This window comes from Caballeronia sp. KNU42, from assembly GCF_053760385.1.
Genome location: NZ_CM132390.1, coordinates 1414028 through 1438857 on the forward strand (window position 1 = coordinate 1414028; position 24830 = coordinate 1438857).

At 60.4% G+C, this 24830-nt stretch carries 28 protein-coding genes; 13 read left to right on the forward strand and 15 right to left on the reverse strand.

Going from position 1 to position 24830, the window contains the following annotated elements:
• Positions 1–200: 200 nt before the first annotated feature.
• The 3 genes from ACSOSP_RS37575 to ACSOSP_RS37585 all read right to left on the reverse strand — a co-directional run bounded on the left by ACSOSP_RS37575 (position 201) and on the right by ACSOSP_RS37585 (position 2852).
• A complete protein-coding gene (locus tag ACSOSP_RS37575) occupies positions 201–1451 on the reverse strand; it encodes an NAD(P)/FAD-dependent oxidoreductase (protein WP_455314081.1) in 1251 nt (416 codons plus the stop codon).
• Positions 1452–1496: 45 nt separating this feature from the next.
• A complete protein-coding gene (locus ACSOSP_RS37580) occupies positions 1497–2360 on the reverse strand; it encodes an MBL fold metallo-hydrolase (protein ID WP_455314082.1) in 864 nt (287 codons plus the stop codon).
• Positions 2361–2528: 168 nt separating this feature from the next.
• A complete protein-coding gene (locus tag ACSOSP_RS37585; RefSeq protein ID WP_455314083.1) occupies positions 2529–2852 on the reverse strand; it encodes a hypothetical protein in 324 nt (107 codons plus the stop codon).
• Between the two features lie 399 nt (positions 2853–3251).
• On the opposite strand from ACSOSP_RS37585, the gene ACSOSP_RS37590 reads away from it, so the two are divergent.
• Positions 3252–3506, forward strand: a complete 255-nt coding sequence (locus ACSOSP_RS37590) for a hypothetical protein (protein ID WP_455314084.1) — start codon at positions 3252–3254, stop codon at positions 3504–3506.
• Positions 3507–3778: 272 nt separating this feature from the next.
• The gene (locus ACSOSP_RS37595) at positions 3779–3916 is read left to right on the forward strand and encodes a hypothetical protein (protein WP_455314085.1); all 138 of its coding nucleotides are present in this window, start codon (positions 3779–3781) and stop codon (positions 3914–3916) included.
• 217 nt (positions 3917–4133) lie between these two features.
• Here ACSOSP_RS37595 and ACSOSP_RS37600 read toward each other — a convergent pair whose 3' ends face one another.
• The 3 genes from ACSOSP_RS37600 to ACSOSP_RS37610 form a co-directional block, all read right to left on the reverse strand.
• Positions 4134–4382 carry a hypothetical protein gene (locus ACSOSP_RS37600; RefSeq protein WP_455314086.1) on the reverse strand — a complete coding sequence of 83 codons (249 nt, stop codon included), beginning with the start codon at positions 4380–4382 and terminating at the stop codon, positions 4134–4136.
• Between the two features lie 225 nt (positions 4383–4607).
• Positions 4608–5951, reverse strand: a complete 1344-nt coding sequence (locus ACSOSP_RS37605; RefSeq protein ID WP_455314087.1) for a type II toxin-antitoxin system HipA family toxin — start codon at positions 5949–5951, stop codon at positions 4608–4610.
• A 10-nt stretch (positions 5952–5961) separates the two neighbouring features.
• Positions 5962–6339: a helix-turn-helix domain-containing protein gene (locus tag ACSOSP_RS37610; RefSeq protein WP_455314088.1), complete on the reverse strand. Its 378-nt coding sequence runs from the start codon at positions 6337–6339 to the stop codon at positions 5962–5964.
• A gap of 92 nt (positions 6340–6431) precedes the next feature.
• Between ACSOSP_RS37610 and ACSOSP_RS37615 the strand changes: the two genes are divergently transcribed.
• On the forward strand, positions 6432–6659 hold the full coding sequence (locus tag ACSOSP_RS37615; protein WP_455314089.1) for a hypothetical protein: 228 nt from the start codon (positions 6432–6434) through the stop codon (positions 6657–6659).
• A gap of 64 nt (positions 6660–6723) precedes the next feature.
• The gene (locus ACSOSP_RS37620; protein WP_455314090.1) at positions 6724–8046 is read left to right on the forward strand and encodes a sugar efflux transporter; all 1323 of its coding nucleotides are present in this window, start codon (positions 6724–6726) and stop codon (positions 8044–8046) included.
• Here the strand turns inward: ACSOSP_RS37620 and ACSOSP_RS37625 are convergent.
• Together ACSOSP_RS37625 and ACSOSP_RS37630 are read right to left on the reverse strand one after the other, a co-directional pair.
• Positions 8043–8222 (reverse strand): hypothetical protein, encoded by a 180-nt coding sequence (locus tag ACSOSP_RS37625; RefSeq protein ID WP_035568448.1) that lies wholly within the window; start codon positions 8220–8222, stop codon positions 8043–8045. The two genes, ACSOSP_RS37620 and ACSOSP_RS37625, sit on opposite strands and share 4 nt — an antisense overlap.
• A gap of 326 nt (positions 8223–8548) precedes the next feature.
• On the reverse strand, positions 8549–9091 hold the full coding sequence (locus ACSOSP_RS37630; protein ID WP_455314091.1) for a hypothetical protein: 543 nt from the start codon (positions 9089–9091) through the stop codon (positions 8549–8551).
• A 204-nt stretch (positions 9092–9295) separates the two neighbouring features.
• Between ACSOSP_RS37630 and ACSOSP_RS37635 the strand changes: the two genes are divergently transcribed.
• The 5 genes from ACSOSP_RS37635 to ACSOSP_RS37655 all read left to right on the forward strand — a co-directional run bounded on the left by ACSOSP_RS37635 (position 9296) and on the right by ACSOSP_RS37655 (position 11947).
• Positions 9296–9715 (forward strand): DUF4160 domain-containing protein, encoded by a 420-nt coding sequence (locus ACSOSP_RS37635; RefSeq protein WP_455314092.1) that lies wholly within the window; start codon positions 9296–9298, stop codon positions 9713–9715.
• Positions 9712–10164, forward strand: a complete 453-nt coding sequence (locus ACSOSP_RS37640; protein WP_455314093.1) for a DUF2442 domain-containing protein — start codon at positions 9712–9714, stop codon at positions 10162–10164. The genes ACSOSP_RS37635 and ACSOSP_RS37640 overlap by 4 nt, the downstream gene beginning before the upstream one ends.
• Before the next feature lie 413 nt (positions 10165–10577).
• Positions 10578–11273, forward strand: coding sequence for a glycosyltransferase (locus ACSOSP_RS37645; RefSeq protein ID WP_455314094.1), 696 nt, complete (start codon positions 10578–10580; stop codon positions 11271–11273).
• A 150-nt stretch (positions 11274–11423) separates the two neighbouring features.
• Positions 11424–11666, forward strand: a complete 243-nt coding sequence (locus tag ACSOSP_RS37650) for a type II toxin-antitoxin system Phd/YefM family antitoxin (RefSeq protein ID WP_455314095.1) — start codon at positions 11424–11426, stop codon at positions 11664–11666.
• Positions 11663–11947, forward strand: coding sequence for a type II toxin-antitoxin system RelE family toxin (locus ACSOSP_RS37655; protein ID WP_455314096.1), 285 nt, complete (start codon positions 11663–11665; stop codon positions 11945–11947). Before ACSOSP_RS37650 ends, ACSOSP_RS37655 begins: the two co-directional genes overlap by 4 nt.
• Before the next feature lie 6 nt (positions 11948–11953).
• On the opposite strand, the gene ACSOSP_RS37660 is transcribed toward ACSOSP_RS37655, so the two are convergent.
• The 7 genes from ACSOSP_RS37660 to ACSOSP_RS37690 all read right to left on the reverse strand — a co-directional run bounded on the left by ACSOSP_RS37660 (position 11954) and on the right by ACSOSP_RS37690 (position 19973).
• Positions 11954–12541 carry a nucleotidyltransferase family protein gene (locus tag ACSOSP_RS37660; protein ID WP_455314097.1) on the reverse strand — a complete coding sequence of 196 codons (588 nt, stop codon included), beginning with the start codon at positions 12539–12541 and terminating at the stop codon, positions 11954–11956.
• Between the two features lie 127 nt (positions 12542–12668).
• Complete coding sequence (locus tag ACSOSP_RS37665) at positions 12669–14897, reverse strand: xanthine dehydrogenase family protein molybdopterin-binding subunit (protein ID WP_455314098.1); 2229 nt, start codon at positions 14895–14897, stop codon at positions 12669–12671.
• On the reverse strand, positions 14894–15883 hold the full coding sequence (locus tag ACSOSP_RS37670) for an FAD binding domain-containing protein (protein ID WP_455314099.1): 990 nt from the start codon (positions 15881–15883) through the stop codon (positions 14894–14896). Before ACSOSP_RS37670 ends, ACSOSP_RS37665 begins: the two co-directional genes overlap by 4 nt.
• A gap of 9 nt (positions 15884–15892) precedes the next feature.
• Positions 15893–16603, reverse strand: coding sequence for a 2Fe-2S iron-sulfur cluster-binding protein (locus ACSOSP_RS37675; protein ID WP_455314100.1), 711 nt, complete (start codon positions 16601–16603; stop codon positions 15893–15895).
• Between the two features lie 520 nt (positions 16604–17123).
• Positions 17124–17924, reverse strand: a complete 801-nt coding sequence (locus tag ACSOSP_RS37680) for a transporter substrate-binding domain-containing protein (protein ID WP_455314101.1) — start codon at positions 17922–17924, stop codon at positions 17124–17126.
• A 212-nt stretch (positions 17925–18136) separates the two neighbouring features.
• On the reverse strand, positions 18137–18661 hold the full coding sequence (locus tag ACSOSP_RS37685) for an isochorismatase family protein (protein WP_455314102.1): 525 nt from the start codon (positions 18659–18661) through the stop codon (positions 18137–18139).
• Positions 18651–19973 (reverse strand): GNAT family N-acetyltransferase, encoded by a 1323-nt coding sequence (locus tag ACSOSP_RS37690; protein ID WP_455314103.1) that lies wholly within the window; start codon positions 19971–19973, stop codon positions 18651–18653. The genes ACSOSP_RS37685 and ACSOSP_RS37690 overlap by 11 nt, the downstream gene beginning before the upstream one ends.
• A 202-nt stretch (positions 19974–20175) precedes the next feature.
• Between ACSOSP_RS37690 and ACSOSP_RS37695 the strand changes: the two genes are divergently transcribed.
• The 4 genes from ACSOSP_RS37695 to ACSOSP_RS37710 all read left to right on the forward strand — a co-directional run bounded on the left by ACSOSP_RS37695 (position 20176) and on the right by ACSOSP_RS37710 (position 24765).
• On the forward strand, positions 20176–20595 hold the full coding sequence (locus tag ACSOSP_RS37695; protein WP_455314104.1) for a GFA family protein: 420 nt from the start codon (positions 20176–20178) through the stop codon (positions 20593–20595).
• Positions 20596–20643: 48 nt separating this feature from the next.
• A complete protein-coding gene (locus ACSOSP_RS37700; RefSeq protein ID WP_455314105.1) occupies positions 20644–21204 on the forward strand; it encodes a DUF488 domain-containing protein in 561 nt (186 codons plus the stop codon).
• Between the two features lie 220 nt (positions 21205–21424).
• Positions 21425–22990, forward strand: coding sequence for a S53 family peptidase (locus ACSOSP_RS37705; RefSeq protein ID WP_455314106.1), 1566 nt, complete (start codon positions 21425–21427; stop codon positions 22988–22990).
• A gap of 128 nt (positions 22991–23118) precedes the next feature.
• Positions 23119–24765 (forward strand): S10 family peptidase, encoded by a 1647-nt coding sequence (locus ACSOSP_RS37710; protein WP_455314107.1) that lies wholly within the window; start codon positions 23119–23121, stop codon positions 24763–24765.
• The last annotated feature ends 65 nt before the right edge of the window (positions 24766–24830 follow it).

The window sequence follows — 24830 nt, forward strand, 5'->3', positions numbered from 1 at the left end:
GAATGTAGGGGTGGGATAACCCGTACTAAGGGAAACAAGGAGGTCGTTTTAGATATGCGAGTGGTGCGTCATTCATCAGATGATAAGTGTGTGCGACGCATATGGCTGCGTATGGGTATGCGTATGCGGTTGCACAGCCTCATGGCGCAACCGGACATGTTTCGTCGTAAGCGAAAGTGGGTACGCTCATGCTTGAGGTTTCAGCGGTCCGGCGAGCCGTTGGCGAGCCATTCCCGGCCCTTCAGCATGCCGTTCCAGTAAAGCCACGGAAAAACCACCGTCTTCAGATGCCAGGCGAGGGCGCGCGGCACGGTCGGGTCGAGCGGGAAACTCGGCAGCAGCTTGCCGCCATAACCAAATTCCGCCAGTACGACCTTGCCTTTCTCAACCGTCAGCGGACATGCGCCGTAGCCGTCGTAGCGCGCGGGTAGAGGCAGGCTCTCACGCGCAGCCAGCAAGTTTTCCGCCACCACGACAATCTGCTTGCGAACCGCTGCAGCCGTTTTTGCATTGGGCGCTGAGCAGGCGTCGCCGAGTGCAAAGATGTCCGGATAACGCGGATGCACGAGCGTGGCGTGATCGACTTCGCACCAGCCGGCTTTGTCGGCGAGCACGCTGTTGCTGATCACGTCAGGGGGAAGCTGAGGCGGGACGACATGCAGCATGTCGAATGGCTTGTCGATACAAACTACGCTGCCGGCATTGTCCCTGATGCTGAATGAAGCAATGCGGCGAGCACCGTCCACGCTCACCAGGTTCGATCCGAACGCAAGCGAAGCGTGATAACGCTCGACATATTTCATCAACGATGGCACGAACGCAGCGACCCCAAAAAGCACATCGCCAGCAAGATTGAATTCGACGCCGATATGATCGAGCACGCCTTGCCTCAACCAGTGATCGCAGGACAGGTACAGCGCTTTTTGCGGCGCGCCGGCGCACTTGATCGGCATGGCTGGCTGCGTAAAGAGCGCCTTGCCGCGCTTGAGCTCATTGACCAGTTTCCACGTGTACGGCGCAAGATCGAATCGATAATTCGACGTCACGCCGTTCTCGCCCAGTGTGTCTTCCAGACCTTCGATTTTTTCCCACGCAAGCCGCAAGCCGGGGCAGACGATCAGGTGCCGATAACCGATGACACGTCCATCATCGAGACGGACGAGATGGTGCTCGGGCTCGATGGAGGTCGCACTGCCTCTCAGCCAGTGCGCTTGTTCGGGCATCACGGACGACATCGGCCGCATGGTGTTGTCTATGTTGAAAGCACCGCCGCCGACCAGCGTCCACGCGGGCTGATAGAAATGCTGGTCAGCCGGTTCGATGACCGCGATGCGAAGATCGGGCCGCCGGCGCAGCAAGCTCGCTGTCACGCCAATACCCGCAGCGCCGCCGCCAATGACCACCACGTCGAAGGTCTCCGAATTGCCTGGAAAAGCTGCATGCGTGCTCATCGAGGTACCTCTGCTGCGAAATTCATTTTCTATACCCCGACTGCTTTAAAACGTGTTCAACGGAAGCTTCAGATAACTCACGCCGTTGGATTCGGCTGCCGGAAAAGCGCCTGCGCGGATGTTCAGTTGAATGGAGGGGATGATCAGCGTCGGCGGACCAAGCGTTGCGTCGCGTGCAGTGCGCATGGCGACGAAGTCGCTGACGGTGATGCCATCGCGGACATGGATGTTTGCTGCGCGTTGCTCGGCGACCGTGCTTTCCCAGCGGGTTTCACGGCCATCGGGTGGATAGTCGTGGCACGCGAAGAGGCGCGTCTGCGGTGGCAGGCCAAGCAGTCTCCCGATCGATTCGTATAACGTGCTGGCGTCGCCGCCGGGGAAATCGCAGCGCGCCGTGCCCACGTCCGGCATGAACAAGGTGTCGCCCATGAACGCGAGGCCGTCGAATAGGTAGGCGACATCGGCCGGCGTGTGACCGGGAACATGCATTACACGGCCGCTCAGCGCACCGACCTGAAATGTTTCGCCATCGGCGAACAAATGGTCGAAAGGAGCGGCCGACGTTGACGACATTGCCGGTTCGAGATTGAAGAGCCGCCCGAACACTGCGTGCACCGACCGGATGTGTTCGCCGATTGCAATCGCGCCGCCCAGTCGCTTCCGGAGATACGCCGCGGCCGAGATGTGATCGGCGTGGGCGTGCGTCTCGAGCAGCCACTCCACCCGCAAGTCCAGCTCGTCCACGAAGCGGATCACGCGGTCAGCAGAATGCGTCGAGGTGCGGCCGGAGTGCGGTTCATAGTCGAGGACCGCGTCGATGATCGCGCACGGTGAACCTGCCGTTTCATACACCACGTAGGTGATGGTTGAGGTCGCCGGGTCCGGGAATGCTTCAACGCGTGGCGTCATCGTGCGCTCCAAAAATTAACAAAAAATCAGCCTGGGTAACTGTGCAGTAAGGTTTCTGCCGCCCGGAAATCCGGCGTCAGCGGACAGTCGCGATCGAGCAACGCAACCTGGCTTGATGATATGTTGGGCGATGCCAACGAGTTATGAGCGAGGACAAGACTCGTCTCTTCAAACGACAAGACCGACGGCAACGGCTCGAAAACCGCGCTGGTCACGCCGTTGCCCTTCACATAACCGCGCGATTCCTGCGCGCGTGTCGATCCTGAAGAATGGATCGAGCCACAACAGTTGCTCGATGGCACGCGTGTTCTGGGTAAAGGCTCCCGAGCAATCCTGCGGGAGCCGTTTGCGTTGGAGGAGTGTTTTGACGACGCCGCCCCTTTCGTCAGAGCGCAATATCGCGCGGCTTCGCCGATAGCGCCTGACCGTTTCCAGCACGGTGTTCTCGCCGATCCGAAAAAAACGTTTGCGGTATTGATCGCCGACGCTCAAGTCCGAATCCCCCTGTGCCGATAAACAAACATGGCGAATCGCCGCTGTTTTAAACAGCCGTTGCAAAACAATGGCGATCCAGCCGGCGTTTTCCCCTTTGCGACAAAGTGTTGCGATTTTGCCTACACCCCTCCCAAACGGGCGATCCAGGCATACAGTTAAAGTGTTTTATCAAGTTCAGGTTGCGGTGCGGGAGGTCAATCATGAAGCGCAGGACGGCTAGGCAACTTGTTGCGCAACTTGCGGATATCAGGTATTCGGCGCGGTGTAGCGCACTGAGGGCGTCGGCGCTCAGCAGGACGATAGATCAAAGCCCGGATGAAGAAACAGGGCGGCCCGCGGGCATCATCAAAGCCGCGCGAAACGAGGTCGAGCAAGAGTCATTTGCCGGAGCAGCACATGAAATCCACGCATGAGTATTCGCTACGTACGCAGGTCGACAAATGGCTGGCTCCCAGCCTCTCGACACCGGTCCGTGTAACCGAGTTCAGCCGCACGCGCTTTGGCGGAAGGCGGTATGTGTGTGTGGAAACCGCACTGGCGCGAGGATCTCGCGCGCTGCTTTTCTTTCGACACGACGACGGTTGCTGGTGCGTATTTCCCCCTGCGTCGGATCGGCCTAATATGAACTTGGGGCGTTTCACCGCACATTGACCTGTGTTTTCCGGGTATCGAAAGACGCACCAATAGTTTGGAATGCTTATTTCGGTAAGCAAGATCGTTGGCCACCGGATGGCGGCGGCTGACGAAACCGAAGGCTGATAAGCGGAAATAAGGAGGGTTATGCCGGGAACGACACTATCTTTATACGTTAACCCCCTTAATTAGCGGAAACGGACAAGCCCATGTCGCCGCGCGAATGCGCGTTCGAACCCCGAGCTGCCGGCTTTCCGTGAACGCAAAAGTCCAACGTTTGGAGAGACACCATGTACATCGGGCTGTTGGTCTCGCAGGTTCGGCAGGTTCAGGAAGTTCACTACCACCCTGACGAGGAATTGTCGGTCGATGTCCCGGCGACGCACCGGTTCGCGTTCTGGCAAAGAATCAGACGCTTGTTCGCGTGAAGCTTGTCTGCGAAAGAGTTGTCTGCTGAGTATTAAACGCCGCAGCGATGCTTGCAAAAGCCGTTTCAACCACAGGGAAGAAACGCGTTCGCTGCGGTGTTCAGTTTTACGGCGCCAACTTTGACGTCTTCATTTCGGTCCCCGCCAGCGCAGTGACTCACGCTGTACTCAACGAGTCGTCAGAAACAAGCACGCATTGTCTGGTCGCGACGCTGGATCAGCGAGCGTCTCCATTGCATGTGGGCTCGACGATCGATTGATCTGCAGCCTTGTGCTCGCCATTGGCGGCTGGTGATTGCCGCAGATGGTCCCGTTCATATTGCTCGTTTTGTTGAACCACGCGGTCCAGCGCTCTTGGACCATTGGCTTGAGCGGCAAATGATACGGCCGGCAGGACCAGACCCGAAGCGGCAATGACCACGGACATGAGCTGTTTCATGATGTCCTCCCGGACCACGGATTTCATGCAAGGCGTTGCGCGAGTCGCGGAAGATAACGACGCGGCCACCCTTGCGCTTCGGGCCGTATAAACAGGGGAAATAGCCATCCAAAGATTGAACGATCTCAGCGTTCATGATGGCGTCCGTCTACAGCCGTCATGACAAGAGTAGACGGAAATAGCTAAACAAACCTGAGTGATAGCCGGCACGTAGCCGGCACGTCGGACGAATGCGCCTGCGAAGGAAAAAAGCTACCCGGCATCCTCGGCGAGCTCAGGCCGCAGCATGACGCGGCCCAACAGCTTGCGGGCCTGGTCGGTCTGCGCGTGTTCAAAGGCATCCTCGAAGTCATCCAGTTCCTGGGCGCCAAGACCAATGTCCGGCGTGACGGCCACTTGCCGCCAGTCCATTACCGCGTCCAGGACTTCCCCAAGGATCATCTTGGCCTGCGCCTCGGAGAGCGAAAAATAGGCGCACGTATCCAGAAGCATCTGGACTGATTCGATAGGGCCCGCATCCTCAGTGAGCCAGGTCTTGGATTCTCGTACCTTGCCGGGCATCGGGTTCACGTCGAAGGCTGGCGAAATGCGCCACAGGCCGTTGCCGTCATATAGAAAACCGAGATTCTGCAGATGGTCGTCGGTGTTGGTGATGAGCAGGTTGAAAATCAGGCGGCGCCATAACTCTCGCGCGTCGTCGTCCGGATGCGAGCACTTTTGCTGCATGACATCCACTATCTCGGTGTAGGCGTGGACATCCTGCCGCGACGCCTGCAGCATGGACGCAGCCGAGAGATAAGGGATACGCAGATCACCGTCCTCCCGGTCAAACCGTTCGATGATGGCGACCGGCGTGTGATTGAGGGTGACGCAGCGGGCGTTGGCTGTCGTAATGCCGGCCTGGCGCGCGAGCTTGAGCGCCAGCACTTCGGCCCGGGTCACGTTGATGGTGTCATTGACGCTTGGAAACTTGCCGATGGCGAGCTTGCCGTTTTCATCGAGCACGGTGCATTTGGGCCGCATCCCGCCGAGCGAGGTGCCTTTGCCTTGCAGGTAGCGCAGGTCCTCGGCGGTTTCCCTGGTCGTCTCGACGGCGCGCGTGGCCCTGTACATGCGTTCGAGTTCGATCATGGGCGGCGTCGTGCGGCGGCCTTCATCAACTGTCCTCAGATAGATCCCTTCCTTGCAAAGGCGAAGCGCGCCGATGCGGCTGAAGTCGTCCACTGCACACAGATAGTCGAGCTCGTTCAGGGGCAGCAGGCGAGGATTGTCCTTACGCGCCTTGGCGTGAATGCGGTTGATGACACGACGCCCCCATGCGTCGGGGGCCGTGTCGGCCAGTGCAAAGTGAAACACCGAGTCCACGGGGTTGGGCGCACGTCGCGGCTGGTAGCCAGGCTCGAGGGGCAGGTCGGGCGATACGTCAAACCGGTCCGGGTTGACCAACCAGCTTTCGTCATAGGCGAATTGCGACACTTCGCGCCGCCCCTGGCTGACGTAGTTCAGATGGCCGGCAAGCGTACCCGCGGCTCCGAGGTGAACCTCCAGGGCCGTACTGATACCGGGCTTGCCGGACCTGGCGGGTTGGGTTTTCATGGCAGGGCCGTTAGAACGCTTTGGTGGTTTTCTTGGCGGCTCGCACTCGCTGCGGGAGTTTTTCGTCCATCAATGCGAGGCCGATATCGTCCTGGCCGCTGTCGAGGAGGTCATTGAGCCGCTGCAGTTCACCGAAAAAATGGAGCGCTCGCACGAGGAAATGCAACTGCACGTGCGGATCGCCGTTCTCCATGCGCTTGACGGTATTGAGTCCGGCGCCGATGCGCGTGGCGAGCGCTTGCTGCGTCAGCCCTCTGCGGCGGCGCGCGCGGTTGAGGTCTTCACCGAGCTTGGTCAGAGTTCGTTGTACCGGGATTGGAAGCGGTTTCCCGGTTTTACGGTCTCCAGCAGGGCTTTTAAGTGGCTTAGTGGACTCCATGTGGGCCATTATAGCAGTATATAGGATGATTCCAGTGTTAAATGAATTAAGGGTCCTCATATGGGTTGTTATGGAGCTTTGAAGACCTTATAAGGGCTGTTATGCCACTAAACTACCGGGTGATAAGCGAGGTGATTACGTTTTTCAATAACGACGGCGGCTTCGTCAACAACGCGATCGCGCTTGATATCCGTACAGGCAGAGCCACTGTGCCGATCACGTTGTTCATCGAGGGGGCCATTTCGTTATTTGGGATAGGTCGCATTAGTCTGCAACCAAAAGAAAACGTCATTGAAAAAAACGTGAGCGCGTGTTTAAGTGCCCGCTGAACGTCGTTTTTCTCGCTCGCCACGAGCGTCACGCGACGGACCCTGGCCGCCCACGTGAATTTCAATGAACGCCGTCTTCAAGACTTTTCTAGCGCTAATCCGTCTTCCCGGTTATCCCGGTATTTCACTCGCAATGTTCCTGTCGGGCATCGCATCCTCATTCGCGGTGCCGTACACGTCGCTGTTCGGCGCGACCGAGGCGCATATGACGCCGGTTCGGCTAGGCATCTTCATGACGCTGACCGCGGTAAGCAGCGTGATCGTGAGTACGTATCTCGGACGTATCGCCGATCGCCGGAGAGATAAAAAGCGCATCGTGCTGCTGTCCATCGCGGGATCGGCGCTGGGTTATGCGTTGCTTTGCGTCACGCGCAACTACATCTTGCTGACGATCTTCGGCTGCGTCTTCCTGAGCATTGGCGCGGCGGTGTTTCCGCAACTTTTCACATTTGGCAAAGCGAGGCTGCACGCGGAAGGCATCGCACATACCGAAATGCCGATGGCGACCTTGCGCACCACGCTGTCCTGCGCGTGGGTGTTCGGCCCGGCGGCGGGCGCAATCGTGCTGGGTGTATCGGGGTTCAACGGACTGTTTTTATCGGCGGCGGGCGCGTTTGCAGTGGCTGGTGTCATCGTGCTGTGCATGCGCGAACCGAAAACCTACGACACCCTGGAAGCCGCCGATAAAACCACCAGCGAAATCCCGCCGCAAGACAAAAACGCGCATGTATATGCGGCGCTAGTGAGTTTTACGCTGATCGGCATGGGCTCGGCGATCGCGACCATCATGCTGCCGGTGCTGATTGTCGATCAGTTGCACGGCACGACTGCGCACGTCGCGCAGATGGTGGGCCTCGGCGCGTTCGCCGAGATCCCGATGATGCTCTTTCTCGGCGGCGCGTCCCGGCGCATCAACAAGGCGAACATGATTGCGTTTGCGTCGCTGTCGCACATCGTGTATTTCGCGGGCATCGCGCTCGCGCCCAACCTGTGGGTGCTCGTGCCGCTACAGATCCTGAACGCCGTTGTGGTCGCGGTGACGTCATGTCTGGGCATGTCGTACTTTCAGGAACTGATGCCGGGCGCGCTCGCACGGGCGACCACGCTGTTTTTCAACACCATGCGCACCGGCTCCGTGCTGGCGGGCGTTGCGTCGGGATTCGTGGCAGCCACATGGGGTTACCGCGCTGTGTTCGTGTTTTGCGTGTTGCTGGCGAGCACTGCGTCGATTGTGTTGTTCATTTTCAACTATCAACGAGGTGCGAAGATTTTCTTCGATCCCACGCTGGAACCCGTTGTCCAGGGCAGCGGGGTTTCCGCGATCGCCGCCGCTGGGGAGCGAAACGCAAACCAGGCCGTAACGATAGTTGATAACAAGTCTGTTTAGACTGGATGCCCGTCCGGTGGCGCGTCGGGATGCTGCGGTTCCTCCGGCCGATGCCCGGGCGACGGCGGCGACAGCGGGTCCGCCTCGGGGTCGCGATTCGGATCGGCGAGCGGGTCGGGAATGGGGTTGCTCTGCATGTCGTATCTCGCGGGCTGCAGGATGTTCATCGGGTTCATGAGTGGCCTCCGTCTGGTCCATTGCCGACAGTTTATGTCGTGTTCTCCAGCATAGGCGCATGCGGACTGGAAGGTGGGCTGCAAACTCCGGCCGTGCACGTTAAATCCGGCAGGCGCCATGCGGGCAATGGTTCACGCCTGACGGCTTGCGTCCCACAGTCCGATGATAATTAAAGGAGTGCCGCTTTCACGGCTGGCACGTCCCTCACGCTACCTTCAGCGCTTTTTCCTCAAGCCGCCATTTTCCGCGATGCCTTGTGCGATGTCCTTCGCACTGTCTTGCACCGCGGTTTATCCGGTAGTTCATGCCGCGGCACGCACGACGATCAGCTTTCTGCCGGTTCCAGACCTTCGGTTTGCGGTTTGAATGCATCGGCGCGACGGCGAATTTCTTCCGCTTCCACGGTCACGAACGTCCGGTTGTCGGCGGCGAGGGCGTTTTGATACGAAATGCCTTCCGGCACGCGATGCAGCAGCGCGCGCAGCTCGCCCTGCGTGGTTTGTTCGACGGGTTCGTAGTTGTACAGGCGCAGCGTGAGTTCCGTGCGCTCATGCAGCAGGAACAGGCACGCCGCGAACACGGCGACGCCGACCACTTCCTGGGCCCCGAAACTGAAGTCGTTCGGAATGGATGAGAACGGCAGCAGGGCGACGACGATCACGCCCGCGACGCCCAGCGCAATGGTTGCGTAGAGAAAGAACTGCGCGCGGCCGACAATGCGATTCCGTTCCGCGTTGAGTTGCCCGGCGGATCTCGGAATGAGTGCCGCGTGACCTTGTTTTTGCCGGCGTTGCTGAAGTGCTGAAAGCGGAAGGGCGGCCATGGAGTCGGTTGCCTTGAAATCGTCGCCAGGATTGGCGTTGTCCACGGGTTAACGCCAGGCCTTCAGGAAAGTTGACTCAGGTTACGGGTTGTTTCAGTTGGGTCCCTAAATGTTTCGGGCGCTTTTACTCGTTAGCCGTTGGGTCAGCTATCGGAGGTCGAGTGAGCGTGTGTAATATTTGCCACATCGGATGCTTACTTTGCAGATAGTTGTAAGCAACCTTCGCGCAAACAAGGGAGAATAAAATCAATGAAAGTAGGTCAATATAAAGGGAGGCGGATCGCTGTTCTCACGAGAGATGAGCATTGCCCACCGCATGTGCATCTGGACGGGGGCGATTGGTCCGCACGATTCGAATTTTCGTTTTGGCACAATGGAGTGAGTCTGTTGGATGTCATTCCGGAAACAGCCAGGGTGCCTTCTCAGGTGAAAAGTGACGTTATCGCCATTGTCAAAGGTCGCTTGCCCGTGGCCAGGGAAAGTTGGATGGAAGCTACAAACAACACGTGCCTGGAAAATCAGGCATGGGACGAAGCAAAACAGTACGTCGTGAAGCCGAATCTGGCGGGAAGGACGCTGGTGAGCATCCAGGCGGGAACATATGATCCCGCCGAACAGCTGACCGTGTTGCACTTGGCAGACCGCACACAAGTAGGGATCAAGTTATGAAAATCATCAACGCGCCTGACGAGAAACCTGTCGACCTCGACGAAGGAAGCGAGACGCTTTTTGTTTTGGAGCGTCGCCCGGCTGGCGCAATGTTCAAGCTCAAAGCTGCGTTCGAGACCATCCAGAGCGCATTGCATGGTTCTCATTCCACCATCCTCCCAAGCGTTGCGGATGGTGTGAAATATCTTCCGGAACAGGCCGTGATCATGATTCATTTCCCGCACGGAAAGAGTGTCATGATCCCCGTGGACCAGATATCGGAACTGGACAAAGTTCCCACTGAAGCGCTCTCGGCAATTGCGCTGTCTTTCGCCGGTACGGCGCTCACTTTGGTGGACCACAATATCGACATATCTGTGCAGGGGCTGCTGAAGTCCTGTCAAGGTAAGGACGGCTCAGGATCGCCGGAAGACCGCTTCAGTGGGAATGCGGCGAAGCGCTTCGGTTGATCACGAAGCCCAGTGAGCCTCGCCACCGGCATCAGCCACGCAGTAAAAGCCCAATCCGAATGCCTCCACGCTGTTCAGGTTCCAGGTCAGGCTCCGGTTACGGGCTGTCAACAATAGTCTTGATCAGATGGCCAATTAAGCCGTCCGATGTGTTTCTCTGTGAAACGTCCTTCTCGCTAAACACGCAAAGCCGACGAACTTGCTGCGTCGATTTCCGCGTGCGTGTTTACTCATGGCTCCGTGCGCCGTCCAAGTATTGTCCGTAGGTCACCTGATAGTCACCAACGCTCGCCCGTCCACATTTCGCCGGACGCCGGCAGACCTTTCAATTCGCTGGGAATAGCCATTGCTGTGTCCTCTGGCAACCGTGTCCGGGCAAGCCGGACGCTGAAAATGCGAATGGAGAGAACACCATGCTCGGCATCATCATTCCCGCTCATGACGAAGCGGCACATATCGGGGCGTGCGTAAGCGCGGCAAAGCGCTCGGCGAGTCATCATGAATTGCTGGGGGAGGAGGTGCGCGTGATCGTGGTCGTCGATCATTGCACCGACGATACCTCCGCCATCGCGGCTTCTTTGGGCGCGGATGTGCTCAGCGTGAGCGCGCGCAATGTAGGCGTGGCGCGGGCGCAGGGGGCGCGCCACGCGTTGTCGCTGGGCGCGCGCTGGCTGGCCTTCACCGATGCGGACAGTGTTGTCGCTGATGACTGGCTGGTCCGGCAACTCGAATGTCGCGCCGACGCTGTGTGCGGCGTGATCGCCGTCCACGATTGGTCACCGCATCTGGCGGCAGTGCGCGAGCATTTCGCGCGCACTTATACCGATGCCGATGGTCATCGGCATATTCACGGAGCGAACATGGGGGTATCGGCGGAGGCTTATATGCGGGTGGGCGGCTTCGCGCCGCTTGAGCACAGCGAGGATGTGGCGCTGGTGGAGGCGTTGATTGCGGATGGGGCATTGATCGCGTGGAGCGCCATGCCGAGGGTGGTCACGAGTGCACGCACGGATTTCCGCGCGCTGAAAGGGTTTGGTGCGACGCTGGTCGATGTGAGTCGCCGATGTTTTCTGGCGAACGCAGACGAGGACGGGGCGTTGGCGGCTTGAGGGGGGCTGAGTATTTGTGCGGTGCGCCAGACGCTAGAACTGGGATGTCCCCGAGGCGCTCAAGACCCGGATGCGTGGTGCGGCTTTGCAGTGGTCCGTGAAAAGAGCTAATATCAGGTCTTCTTGAAGATCATTTCGCTGGAGAAGATCATGGAAGCTATTCATGCCACCCAGTCCGTGGGAATTTCGGAGCTGAAACTCAACCCGACCGCGGTCATCGAAAGCGCGGACGGCGGGGCGGTCGCCATCCTCAATCGCAACAAGCCGGTGGCATACTTGCTGCCGGCTGATCAATATGAGGCGCTGCTCGACCGGTTGGAAGACTATGAATTGGCCGACATTGTCCGCGCCAGGCAGAATGAATCGTTGGTTGAGGTCGACATCCACAAATGACGTACAAGTTGAGGTTCAGACTTACCGCGGAAAAGGAATGGAGAAAGCTGGACGCCGAGACGCGACGGCAGTTCGCAAAAAAGCTGGATGAGAGGCTTGAGAACCCGAAAGTTCCAGCTTCACGGCTGCACGGAATGAAGGACTGCTACAAGATCAAGCTCCGTACCCGAGGATACAGGCTTGTCTATCAGGTACAGGATGAGATCGTGACGGTTGTCGTTATCGCGGTCGGGAAGCGCGATGGCGGCGACGTGTACGAAGCAGCAGAAGAGCGGCAGTAGAACATCTCAATGCAACCGCAAATCCGCCGGCAAATCCACATCGCGAAGAATATTCGCATCTTCGACATCGATGCGCTCCACCACCTCCGACATAAACAGCGCCCGCGCGCCGGCATCGCCGTCAAGCGCGCTGAGCGCCTCCCGATGCATGGCGCCGAACCCCGCCGGATGCCCCCTTTGTCCACGATAAAACGGCGCCACAATCGACGCGCCCGCGTCCAGCGATCGCGCCACCGCCTCGACCGTTCCCGGCTCGATCCATGGCATATCGCCAAGCGTCACCAGCCAGCCCTGCGCGTCCTGCGTTGCGCGAACCGCAGCGGCAAGCGTCGCGCCCATGCCGCGCTCGGCATCGATGGAAAACATTACGTCGCAGCCCGCTTCGTTCAACACCTCCGCCAGCTTCTCCGACCCCGGCCGCACCACGGCCACTACCCGCGAAACCGCCGACAGCAATCGCCGGGCGGACTGGAACGCCACGGGCGTGCCGTCGGGGAGCGTGGCGAGCAGTTTGTTATGAAGACCGCTTGGATCAAAGCGGGAACCGTAACCGGCCGCAAGCAGAATGCCGGTCGCACTCGACGAATAACTCATGGCCGGCTTCCTGATGTTGATAGTAAGAGCGGTCGATTTTGACAAGCCGAATGCTGCGCCGCAAGCACGAAAATAAACCGTGCGGCATGCACCGGACGTGCAACCGCGCAGTTTTCCCGGCAAAACGTCAGACCGTAGTTTTCGGCATCACCTTGTCAAGCGTGATTGGCAAATCGCGCACCCGCACGCCGCTCGCGTGATACACGGCATTCGCAATCGATCCGGCTACCCCCGTAATGCCGATCTCGCCAATCCCGCGCGCGCCCAGCGAGTTGATATGCGGATCGGGTTTGCCCAGCAGGGTGATGTCGAGCAACCCGATATCGGCGTTCACCGGCACGTGATATTCGGCCAGGTTGGCGTTGGTGTAGCGGCCATAGCGCGTATCGAGTTCACTCTTCTCGGTCAACGCCGAGCCGATGCCCCACACGAGGCCGCCCATCAACTGGCTATGAGCGGTCTTTTCGTTGAGCAGGCTGCCGACGTCATACACCCCCACAATGCGCGGCACGCGGATCGTGCCGAGATCGGCATCGATGTGAACTTCCGTGAATACCGCACCGAACGAATGAAACGCGAACTGCTGTTTCTCATCGCCGGGCTTGGCGGTCGCCATCGCTTCGATCGGCTTGCCGCCGTTGCGGGCGATCACGGCTGCTGCCGGATCGCGCTTCGATGGATCGGCGCGGCTGATGACCCAGCCGTTGTTGACGGTGACATCGTCGATGGAACCCCCGCTTAGCGGCGACCCCGGATCCGCGATTGCCATCGCAATCAACTTGGCGCGTGCCTGCGACGCCGCCTCGCGCACCGCAGGCGATACGCTCGCCACCGATTGCGAACCGCCTGACACCGGCGCATGCGGCAATGACGAATCACCGAGTGCGAAGTCGACCTTGTCTACCGGGAAACCTAATGCATCGGCGGCCACTTGCGTCATCACCGTATAGGTGCCGGTGCCGAGATCCTGCGTGCCCGATGCGGCCATCGCCGTGCCGTCCGGCAAGATGCGTGCAATCGCGGATGCCTCGCTGCGGTTTGCCGGATACGTTGCCGTCGCCATGCCGAAACCGATCAGCGTGTTGCCGTCGCGCATGGAGCGCGGCTTGGGATGGCGTCGCGACCAGCCGAATTTGTCGGCGCCAATCTGATAGCACTCGCGCAGCGAGTTCTCCGACCACGGTTTCTTTTCCTGCGGCTCCATCTCGGCAAAGTTCTTCAGCCGGAATGCGAGCGGGTCCATGTTCAACTGGTAGGCCATTTCGTCCATCGCTGATTCGAGCGCAAACGAGCCGCTCGTTTCGCCGGGCGCGCGCATGAACGTCGGTGTGCCGACATCAAGTTTCACCAGCTTGTGCGTGGTCGCCTGGTTCGGCACGGCATACAGCATGCGCGTGACGATAGCCGAGCTTTCGTTCCAGTCCTCGAACGTCGATGTGGTCGAGATCACGTCATGACGCATGCCGGTGAGCGTGCCGTCATCGCGGGCTGCGATCTGGATGTGCTGGTCCGTGAACGGCCGGTTGCCGACCATGCCGAACATGTGCGGACGCTCCAGCACGAGCCGAACCGGCCGGCCGGTTTGTTTCGCGGCCATGGCGGCGAGCACGACATGCGACCACGCCGAGCCCTTGCATCCAAAACCGCCGCCGACAAACGGGCAGAGTACGCGCACATTCTCTTCCTTGATGCCGAGCGTTTTCGCCACCGCGCCGCGTGCGCCGGAGACGCCTTGCGTCGCGTCGTAGAGGGTGAGGTTCGGGCCGTCCCAGCGGGCAAGCGTGGCGTGCGGCTCCATCGGATTATGGTGTTCGTTCGGCGTGGTGTAGACAGCGTCGAGGCGGGTAGGTCCCTGACGCAGGCCGGCAGCCACATCGCCGCGCTGCGTGTTGATCGGCCGGCCCATCATTTTTTCCGGCTGGTAGGCGGTGCCTTTCGCACGCTGATAGTCCGCGTTCGGCATTGCGGCTTCATAGCGAATCGATGCCTGGAGCTTGCGGGCGCCATCGGTTGCGCGTTCAAGCGTATCGGCAACGACTACTGCCACCGGCTCGTTGCTGTAGCGCACTTCGTCGGTTTGCAGCAGCGACAATCTGCGTACAGCCGGCGGCTCGGCATCCGGTTTGCCGCCATTGGGCAGGCGCATCGCGGTTTCGTGCGTCATCACGAGCAGTACGCCGGGCATGGCCTGGATGCGCGCGGTGTCCAGCGACGCGACCCTGCCATGCGCAATCGTGCTCGTCACCAGAACGGCATGCGCGAGCTTCGCTTCGGGGTTATCGGCGGAATATCTCGCCTGGCCCGTGACCTTCAGAAGACCGTCGATGCGGTCGAGCGGTTGTCCAAGAACACTCATGCCACACCTCCTGCAGTCGACACCGCGCGGATAATCGCGCGCTGCGCCAGTTCGATCTTGAAGCCATTGTCGCGATAACTCCGCGCGTCGCGAACGGCAAGCGCAGCGGCGCTACGCAACGCGTCGGGTGACAACGGCTGGCCCGTAAGCGCTTGCTCGGTCGCCATGGCGCGCCACGGTTTGTGCGCGACGCCGCCTAGCGCGATACGCGCTGTCCTCACGGTGTTGCCGTCCATCTGCAATGCGGCAGCCACCGACACAAGCGCGAACGCGTAGCTCGCGCGGTCACGCACCTTCAGGTAATGCGAGTGCTGCGCGAAGAGCGGGGGCGGCAGATCGACAGACGTGATCAGCTCACCGGGTTGCAGGGTGGTATCGACTTCGGGATGATCGCCGGCCAAGCGATGAAACTCCGCGAATGGAATCGCTCGTTCGCCTTGGGGACCGTTCACGCGTACCACGGCATCGAGTGCCGCAAGCGCCACGCTCATATCCGACGGATTCGTCGCGATGCATTGCGCGCTCGCACCCAGGATTGCGTGAATGCGGCTGTTCCCTTCTATCGCTGCACAGCCGCTTCCCGGGGTGCGTTTGTTGCATTGGGGAAAGCCGGTGTCATAGAAGTAGTAACAGCGCGTGCGTTGCATCAGGTTGCCGCCGACGGTGGCCATGTTGCGCAACTGCGCCGACGCACCCGCAAGGAACGCCTGCGAGAGCAGCGGATAACGTTCGCGAATCCACGCGTGGTTCGCGGCGTCGCTGTTGCGAACCAGCGCGCCGATGCGCAGGCCGCCGTCGGGCAACTCGCTCACGGTGTTCAAGCCGGCTATGTGGGTGATATCGACGAGCTTCACCGGCCTCGCGACACCGCCTTTCATGAGGTCGAGCAGATTCGTTCCGCCGCCGATAAACGCGACACCCGGCTGCTGCGCTGCCTTGATCGCCGCGGCAACATCGCTGGCGCGTTCGTAGGAAATGGCATCCATGTGGCGCTCCTAAGCTTTATTGACCGCGACGGTTCTCACCGCCGCGACAATGTTCGGATACGCACCACAGCGACAGATATTGCCGCTTATGCGTTCGCGGATTTCATCGTCGGAGAGTTGGGGCGGGCGGTAGCGGACATCGGCGGTCGCGGCGCTGGCGTCGCCGGCACGGAATTCGTCTATCAGCGCGGTTGCCGAACACAGCTGGCCGGGCGTACAGAAACCGCACTGGAAGGCGTCGTGATCGATGAAAGCCTTTTGTATCGGGCTGAGACTCAACGTCTGCGCGTTGGCGAGTCCTTCTACCGTCACGATCGAATCGCCATCGTGCATGACCGCGAGCGTCAGGCACGAGTTGATGCGGCGGCCGTTCACGATCACCGTGCACGCGCCGCACTGGCCGCGGTCGCAGCCTTTCTTCGTGCCGGTGAGGCTCGCGTATTCGCGCAATGCGTCGAGCAAAGTCGTGCGTGCTTCGAGTTGCATTTCGTAAGCATGGCCGTTGATGGTCAGCTTCACGGGCATGAGCGGCGCGGCAGTGTTGGGCGTTGATGGCGGCGGTGCGGACGTCGCCGACGGTTGCTGCGCATGGGCGAGCGGAGCGGCGGTGACGGCCGCCGCTGCCGCTGCAGATTGCAGGAACCTGCGGCGGGACGGTTTTATCGCTTCGGATGATTCGGAGTCTGGGTTGGTGTTATGAGGGGCGTTGATGTGGCGCATGGCGATATGAAGCTCCGCTCGATCAAGTTAGCGCTGGGTTGGCTGGACGCGTCGGAAAGTCGGCATGTCTGGCTAGCTCGGGCGCTGGCACCGTTCGCTTGGGCGTTGCGGGGTGCAAGCCAATGAGGCGAAGGTAGACGAGTGGAGTCAGCAAATCCAATGCCATCGATGAGTGGCGCGCTCTTATGGTGTTTGTGGTTCAGGATTGCAGGTAAGGGCTACATTCATCGGTAAATCGGGTTGGGGAAGGTTGTGTTCTCTGCGCTCGCCGAGCGTTCGCAGGTTCGATGTCCGTATGCCCGGTTCCAATTAGACACTCAGTTGATGGCCTGGAAGTGGCGCAGAAGTGGCGCGCTTGCCATATCGCGGAGCCGAACAAACACCCGATTGCAAAACTCGATCTTCACCCTGATTTATTCGACGGGGTAAGGGTGGCTTAACGCGCGATGGTGCCGCGCTAACCACAAATGCAAACTGCCACCTCACGGTGGCAGTTTCACATCGAAAAACCGATCCTGGTTTACAGATCGCTTGGATACGGCGCCTTGAGCCACTTCGTCGAGAGCTTGTTCAGCGTGCCGTCGTTCTTCGCTTTCACCACGGCTGCATCCACTTCCTTCAGCAGACGCGTCTCGCCCTTGTTCACGGCAACATGATCGGGTGAACTAAAAAGCGCGAATTTCTGCTCGGGCGCGATCGGCGGATTACGCGCGATGATTGTCGCGCCCACGTCGTTGCCCACCACCATCAACTGAACCTGCCCCGACAGAAACGCCGAAATCGCGCCATTGGGGTCGTCGAAACGCTTGATGGTTGCGTCCGGCGGTGCGACCTTGGTCACGCTCAAATCCTCCAGCGTGCCGCGCGCCACGGAAATCGTCTTGCCTGCCAGATCCTTTTCGCTTTTCACCGGCAACGACTTCGGTCCGAACACCGCGAGATAGTAAGGCGCATACGGCCGCGAAAACTCCAGCACTTTCTCGCGCTCCGGCGTCTGGCCCACGCTCAGCAGCACGTCGGCCTTGCCGGTGGCGAGATACGCCATGCGGTTTTCGCCGGTGATCGGAACAAGGTCGACCTTGACCTTCATCGTCCTTGCCAGATAATCGGCCATCTCTATGTCATAACCCTGCGGCTTCATGTCCGGGCCGATAGATCCAAACGGCGGATAGTCCATGAATACGCCAACGCGGAGCACACCGTTTTTCTGCACGGTATCGAGGGCATCCGCGTGGGCGAAGGTGGTGGTTGCCGCCAAGGGCACAGCGAAAGCCGCAGCCACGAAGAGGCGCCGGGCAAGGCGGGAAAGGCGAGTCGTCATGATGGTGGCCTTGAGCAGAAAAGTCGGAGAGCGGGAATTTAGGTATTCACCTCGCGGTATTCACTCGCGATCCCGGAGCGCTACGTGAACGTGCGCTTAAAAGCACGGTAGAGCACGTTAGAGCACTCTAGGCAGGCCAAAAACTCGCAACAATCGAAATATGCTCATGCCAGCCATGATCTGGGTGCATGACTCGGGCGCTCTCGCTGACGCTATTTAATCAGCGCCAATGCATCCCTGAAACGTGGATGCCGGCAGCTTCCCAGCCAGCCGAAGATCGCGGTTTCCGTGGTGGTAGGAAGCGCCCCTTCGCGCTGCGCCCTGGCCAGCGCGATTGCCTTATTCTCCGGGGCGCGTGAACCGACGGCATCGGCGATCAGCTCCACCGTATAGCCTCGTTTAAGCAGCCCGATCACCGTCAGCAAAACGCAAACATGCGCTTCGCAACCGGCCACGAACAACACCGTGTCCTTCGACGGCAACGCTGCCATGAAGTCCGCGCACAGCGTCGCGTCGAACGTATCCTTCTCGATCGCGCGATGCCGCTCGCCGATCAGGCCATCGGCGCTCGCGCCAAGCCCCTGCGGATTTTGCTCGGTGACAAGCACCGGGATATCGAGCAAACCGGCGGCTTTAACCAGCGCTGAACAACGCCTCAGCACAGCCGCGCCGTTATCGATATGCGGCATCAGTTTCGCCTGCATATCGATGACGACAAGCAGCGGATCAGGCTTCACTTTCCATGATCCGGTCGATCAGCCGCGCGTTTTCCCCCGCCGATCCAATGCCTTCGTGCTTGGCCATCGGGATAAAAAAATGCGTCTTCACGTTCGGCAGGTTTGCACGATCCAGCCATTCCGTCAGATGCCGGGTGAGCCTGTGCGCGGGCGCATCGATCTCGTCGCGCAATGCGGGCGGCAACTGGCTGAGATAACGCATCTCGGTTTGATAGGGCTCGGGCGCGACGCATAACGCATCGGGACGTCCATCGGGGTCCGCCGGCAGGCGTTCCAGCGCCTCACGCAGCAACGCAACCCCCAGGCCCTGGCCGCGCCACGGCTTCCTCACTTCCCACGTGCTGATGTACACCACCCGATGCGTATTGAACACGCTGCACAGGCGCTCGGCCCCGAGCGCCTCGGTGGCGGCGAGCGCGAGCGACAGCATCTCGCCGGAGTAGGTGTCGAGGACATAAACGAGGTCCGCGCTGCTCTGGATGGGCGGCACTTTCACGAGTTTCAACTCGAGCGCCGCGGCGACGATATCCGTGGCCGCCTCGTGAAATACCGCGAACGCGGTGCCGAGCCGTTCGTCGTCGACCTGCGGATATTCATGCCGATAAGTCATGGTCAGCAGGAACGGGCCGATCTTTTCCCCGGTCTTTTCACGATATGCCAACGGCTTGTCGACGTCGTAATCGCTCTTGCCGTCCAGCCCGTAGGGGTCGTAGTCCTTCGTGGCCGATACCTGCTCCAGATGCGCAGCCGCTTTCAACAACACCGCGGGCCGCCGCGACTTGGGCACCAGGTCTTCCGGCAAACCTTCCCAGCTCAGGCGTAAGAATTCGCGAGCGCCGCGATAGTGCGTCTCGAACAACGTCACGACCGGCGCCGCTTCGAACGGCTCAAGAATGCGTTGCGCGGACTCGAGCGCACGGTCCATCAATTGATCGGCTTCAACGGGGTCGGGTACGTGCCGCGTGCCATCGTTGTCCGAGCCGCCATTGGCCGCGTGTTGTTGGCGCGCGAGTTCGAGCCATTCGTCGGCGGCCCGTTCAGCGAGAAATCCCGCCGCAATCTGATAACCGGACAGCACGATCGACTTGCCCGACTCTCCAAGCGGGAACACGTACTCGTCGGTCATGACGTCCGCGACGTGCACGTTTTTGTAATCCTTGCGCGCAGACGGGGCGTTCCCGGCCGGGTCATAGCGTTCGTGCGACAGCACGTACGCAGCGAGATCGGGAGCGGCCGGTGTCGCGTACGGCCCGGTCGCGACAGTAGCCGTCGCGCCGGAGGGGAGCAGAGCCAGCAGGGATACGTGCGTCATGAGTGCCATCTCCGTCTCGTAGGGGTGTCATCGTAGCAAAACCGTGCTTTTTTGCACGTCACAAAACCGATGCGGCGCGCCGGTTGCTACCACGCCGATTGCTACTAAGATTGTTGCCATGGCTGCTGCTGCCTGGGTAAAAGGGATCTGCAAGGATCCTGTACGCCAGTCGATACAGATACCAGATTATAGGGAGGCTGCGATGAACGACATGATTCAGAACACGGATCAGGAAGTTCGGCATGACGGGGGATGCGCGTGCGGTGCGTGGCGCTTTACCGCGACGGGCGGGCCGGGCCGCGTCGGTCTTTGCCATTGCATGACATGCCGCCGCGTGCATGGTTCGGCGTTTGGCGCGTACGCGGTTTATGCGGAGGAGCAGGTCACCATGTCGGGCGCGACCAGAGCCTGGCAAAGCTCCGCCGATGCCCGCCGTCACTTCTGCCCGGTATGCGGGTCGGTCGCGTATATGGCGTATGTCAACAGTGACGAGATCGACTTGCCCATCGGCGCGTTCGACGAAACAGGTTTCCTCGACCCATCGTATGAACTCTGGTGCATCCGCCGCGAGCCGTGGCTGGCCGGCGCCGGACGGCGTGAATATCCCGAAGACCGGTCCTGAAGAAGGGTACTGTAAGCGCACCGGATTGCCGGACTCATGGATCGCCAGATGAACGCGCCTTTTTTCACCATTGGTCATTCGACGCGTCCGCTGGCGGAATTTATCGGTTTGCTGAAAGAAAGCGAGATCGACATGCTGGTCGATGTCCGCAGCATTCCGAGATCGCGGACCAATCCGCAGTTCAACCGGGAGACACTGCCGGATTCGCTGAGTGCGGTGGGCGTTGCCTACGTGCATATCGCGGCGTTGGGCGGGCGGCGCAGCAAGCGCAACGCGGACCAGCCGTCACCGAATACCTACTGGACGCATCCGGCGTTCCGCAATTACGCCGACTACGCGCTGGGCTCTTCTTTCAGCGAAGCGCTGGAAGAACTGCGAGCGCTCGGCCACGCGCGGCGCTGCGCGATCATGTGTTCGGAAGCCGTATGGTGGCGGTGTCATCGGCGGATCGTGGCGGATTATCTGCTCGCGCGAGGCGAGACCGTGCTGCACATCATGGGCCCTCACCAGGTGAGGCCCGCGACGCTTACGCCGCAAGCCTTGCCGCAGCCGGACGGCGCCGTGATCTACCCCGAATCAAGCGTGCAACCCGGGGCGACGCCGAATTGACAGTTTCCTTGCGCCGACGCATAAGCAGAAGGCAATCGTTTGCCTATGCTGGAACTGCGCCCGTCGCGCCGTGTCGGATAACAGGCTGAAGCAAGCAGAGACCACCTGGAATCGAGGTGATTGCTGTCGACCTTTGCGTCGACCTGGTAGCTGGCAAGTCATCTCGAACTCCGAATCCGCGCGACACGAATATTTCCGTACCAGCCAGGAGCCACAAGCGATGAGCAAGCATCCGATAGCCGGCAGCGACAAGTCGCAACCCGAAGGCGCACGTTGCCTCGGCGCATGCAATCCGGACGAAAAAATCGAGGTAGTCGTGATGCTTCGGCGGCAGAACGAGGACGCATTCGACCAGTTGATGCAAAAGATCAATACGGGCGCCGCCGACGCCGCACCGGTTTCTCGCGAGGAGTTCGCCCAACGCTTTGGGGCCTCCGCGTCGGATGTCGCCAGGACGCAAGCCTTCGCGAAAGCGCATGGCCTGAGCGTAGTCCGCGCCGATGCGAGCGCGCGCAGCGTGGTGCTCTCGGGCACGATCGCCCAGTTCAGCGCGGCCTTCGGCGTCAAGCTGGAGCGCTTCGATCATCAAGCGATCGGCGAGTTTCGCGGGCGCACGGGACCGGTGAACGTGCCGCAGGACATGCAGGACGTGGTGACCGCCGTGCTGGGTCTGGACAGCCGCCCGCAGGCGCGCCCGCATTTGCGCTTCCGGCCGCCGTTCAAGACAGCGCGCAGCGAATCCAGCACGTCATACACGCCGCTCGATCTGGCGCGGCTCTACGACTTCCCGAGCGGCGACGGCAGCGGCCAGTGCGTGGGCATCATCGAACTGGGCGGGGGGTATAACGAAAGCGACCTGAGCGCCTATTTTTCGCAACTGGGCGTGGGCAAGCCGGATGTGGTCGCGGTTGGCGTCGACCAGGCCAGGAACGCGCCGTCGGGCAACCCGAACGGGCCTGACGGCGAGGTGACGCTGGACATGGAAATTATCGGTGCGATTGTCCCTGGCGCGCGCATCGCGGTGTATTTCACGACCAACAGTGACGCGGGTTTTATCGACGCCGTGAACCGCGCGATCCACGACGATACCAACAGGCCATCGGTCATCTCGATCAGTTGGGGCGGACCGGAAAGCAACTGGACGTCGCAATCGCAAAACGCCTTCGATGAAGTCCTCCAATCCGCCGCGGCACTGGGCGTGACCGTGTGCGCGGCCTCCGGCGACAGCGGTTCCGGAGACGGCGTCACGGACGGCAAGAATCACGTCGACTTCCCGGCTTCCAGCCCTTATGTGCTCGCGTGTGGCGGGACGCAACTGCGGGCATCGGGGCAAGGGATCAGCAGCGAAGTGGTGTGGAACGACGGCGACCAGGGCGGCGCGAGCGGTGGCGGCGTGAGCGCCGTGTTTGCGCTGCCGGCCTGGCAGAAAGGCTTGAGCGTCACGCGGGTCAGCGGCGGCAAATCGGCGTTGACCAAACGCGGCGTGCCCGATGTCGCAGGCGACGCGTCGCCGCTCACGGGCTACGATGTGATCATCGACGGGACGCAGACGGTAGTGGGCGGCACGAGCGCGGTCGCGCCGCTATGGGCGGGGCTAGTCGCCCGGATCAACGCGGCGGCGGGCAAGCCGGTAGGTTTCCTCAACCCGAAGCTGTACGCTGCGAAGACTGCGGGCCACGACATCACGCAGGGAAACAATGGCAGCTTCGAGGCGACCCAGGGATGGGACGCCTGTACGGGGCTCGGCAGCCCGGACGGCGCGAAAGTCGCGGCTGCTTTGAAATAGCGGAGTAGCGGTTGCAGGTCGAGATCAGATAAGTTGAAGTTACCAGGTTGAAGTTACCAGGTTGAAGTTAAGCAAGTAGTGACGATGGGCCAGGCAAGAACTCCAACAACACCGGCAAGGGAGCAATCATGACGAACTCCAGTTCAGCGGCAAATTCATCAAGCGCATCTTCAAACGGCTCTTCATCGGGGGCTTCAACAGCGCCGGATCAGCCTTATTTCGATCCCACCCCGTATGGCAATGGCCCCGACGATTCCATCGACGCCACCCAGACCGACGAAAACGCCGCGATCACGCATCACTCGGCTGTCATAGGCGGCAAGACGATCGACTACACGGCCACCGCCGGGCATCTCGTGATCGTCGATCCGAGCAGTTCGAAGCCGGAAGCCAAGCTGTTCTACGTTGCGTTCACGCAGGATAACCAGACTGAAGAATCACGCCCGGTGACGTTTTTCTATAACGGCGGACCGGGATCGTCGTCGGTGTTCGTGCTGCTCGGGTCCTTCGCACCGCAACGCATCAAGACCTCGATGCCCGGCTTCACGCCACCCGCGCCCTACCAGATGGAGGACAACCCGGACAGCTTGCTGGACAAAAGCGATCTCGTGTTCATCAACCCGGTGGGCACGGGTTATTCAGCCGCTATTGCGCCGAACAAGAACATCAATTTCTGGGGCGTCGACCAGGACGCGAATTCCCTCAAGCAATTCATCAAGCGCTTCCTGACGAAAAACAATCGCTGGAATTCGCCGAAGTTTCTATATGGCGAGTCGTACGGCACGGCGCGCAGTTGCGTGCTTGCGTATCTCTTGCACGAGGACGGCGTGGACCTGAACGGCATCACGCTGCAGTCGTCGATTCTCGACTACACCCAATCCGGCAATCCGGTGGGTGCATTGCCGACGGCCGCCGCCGATGCCTGGTTTCATCGCAAGCTGGGGGTGCATCCGCGGCCGACCGACCTGCTGACGTTCGCCGAGGAAGTCGCGCAGTTCTCACGTACGGATTACATTGCGGCGCTGCGTAAATTCCCGCAGACCGACAACGACACGGTGGAGAAGCTGTCCGAATACACGGGCATCGACAAAGCCACGCTGATTGCGTGGAGTCTCGACGTGGCTTCCTACGACAGCCGCGGCAACTCGCTCTTTCTCACCACGCTGCTCAAGTCCAAGGGCATGGCGCTGGGGTCCTATGACGGCCGCGTGACCGGTATCGAGACGGGTATAGCGGGCAAGATCGATCCGAACTCCGGCGGCAACGACCCGACCATGACGGCGGTGACCGGGGTTTATACGGCGATGTGGAACGAGTACCTGAACGAACAGTTGAAGTTCACGTCCACGTCGTCGTTCACGGACCTCAACGACCAGGCTTTCGCCAACTGGGACTTTCACCACACGGACCCGACGGGTGCGCAGAAGGGCGTGGACGCGAAGGGCAACATCATTCTCTACACGGCGGGGGATCTGGCTGCGGTGATGGCGCTGAACATCGACTTGAAGGTGTTGTCGGCGAATGGTTTCTACGACTTCGTGACGCCGTTCTACCAGACGGTGATCGACCTGCAGGAAATGCCGCTTATCGATAAAACCGTGCGGGAGAATTTATCGGCGACGTTCTATCCGTCGGGGCACATGATCTATCTCGACGATGGTTCGCGCACGCAATTGAAGGCGGACCTCGCGAAGATGTACCAGGCCGCGACGACCGATCACCAGGCCATGGGCCGGATTCGCGCACTGCAACAACGCAAGATTGCAGCGAAATAGCTGGCGGTAAGAAGGCGTCGGCGGGAACACAAGTTGCGAACGGATGAACGAGTGCATGTCGAATG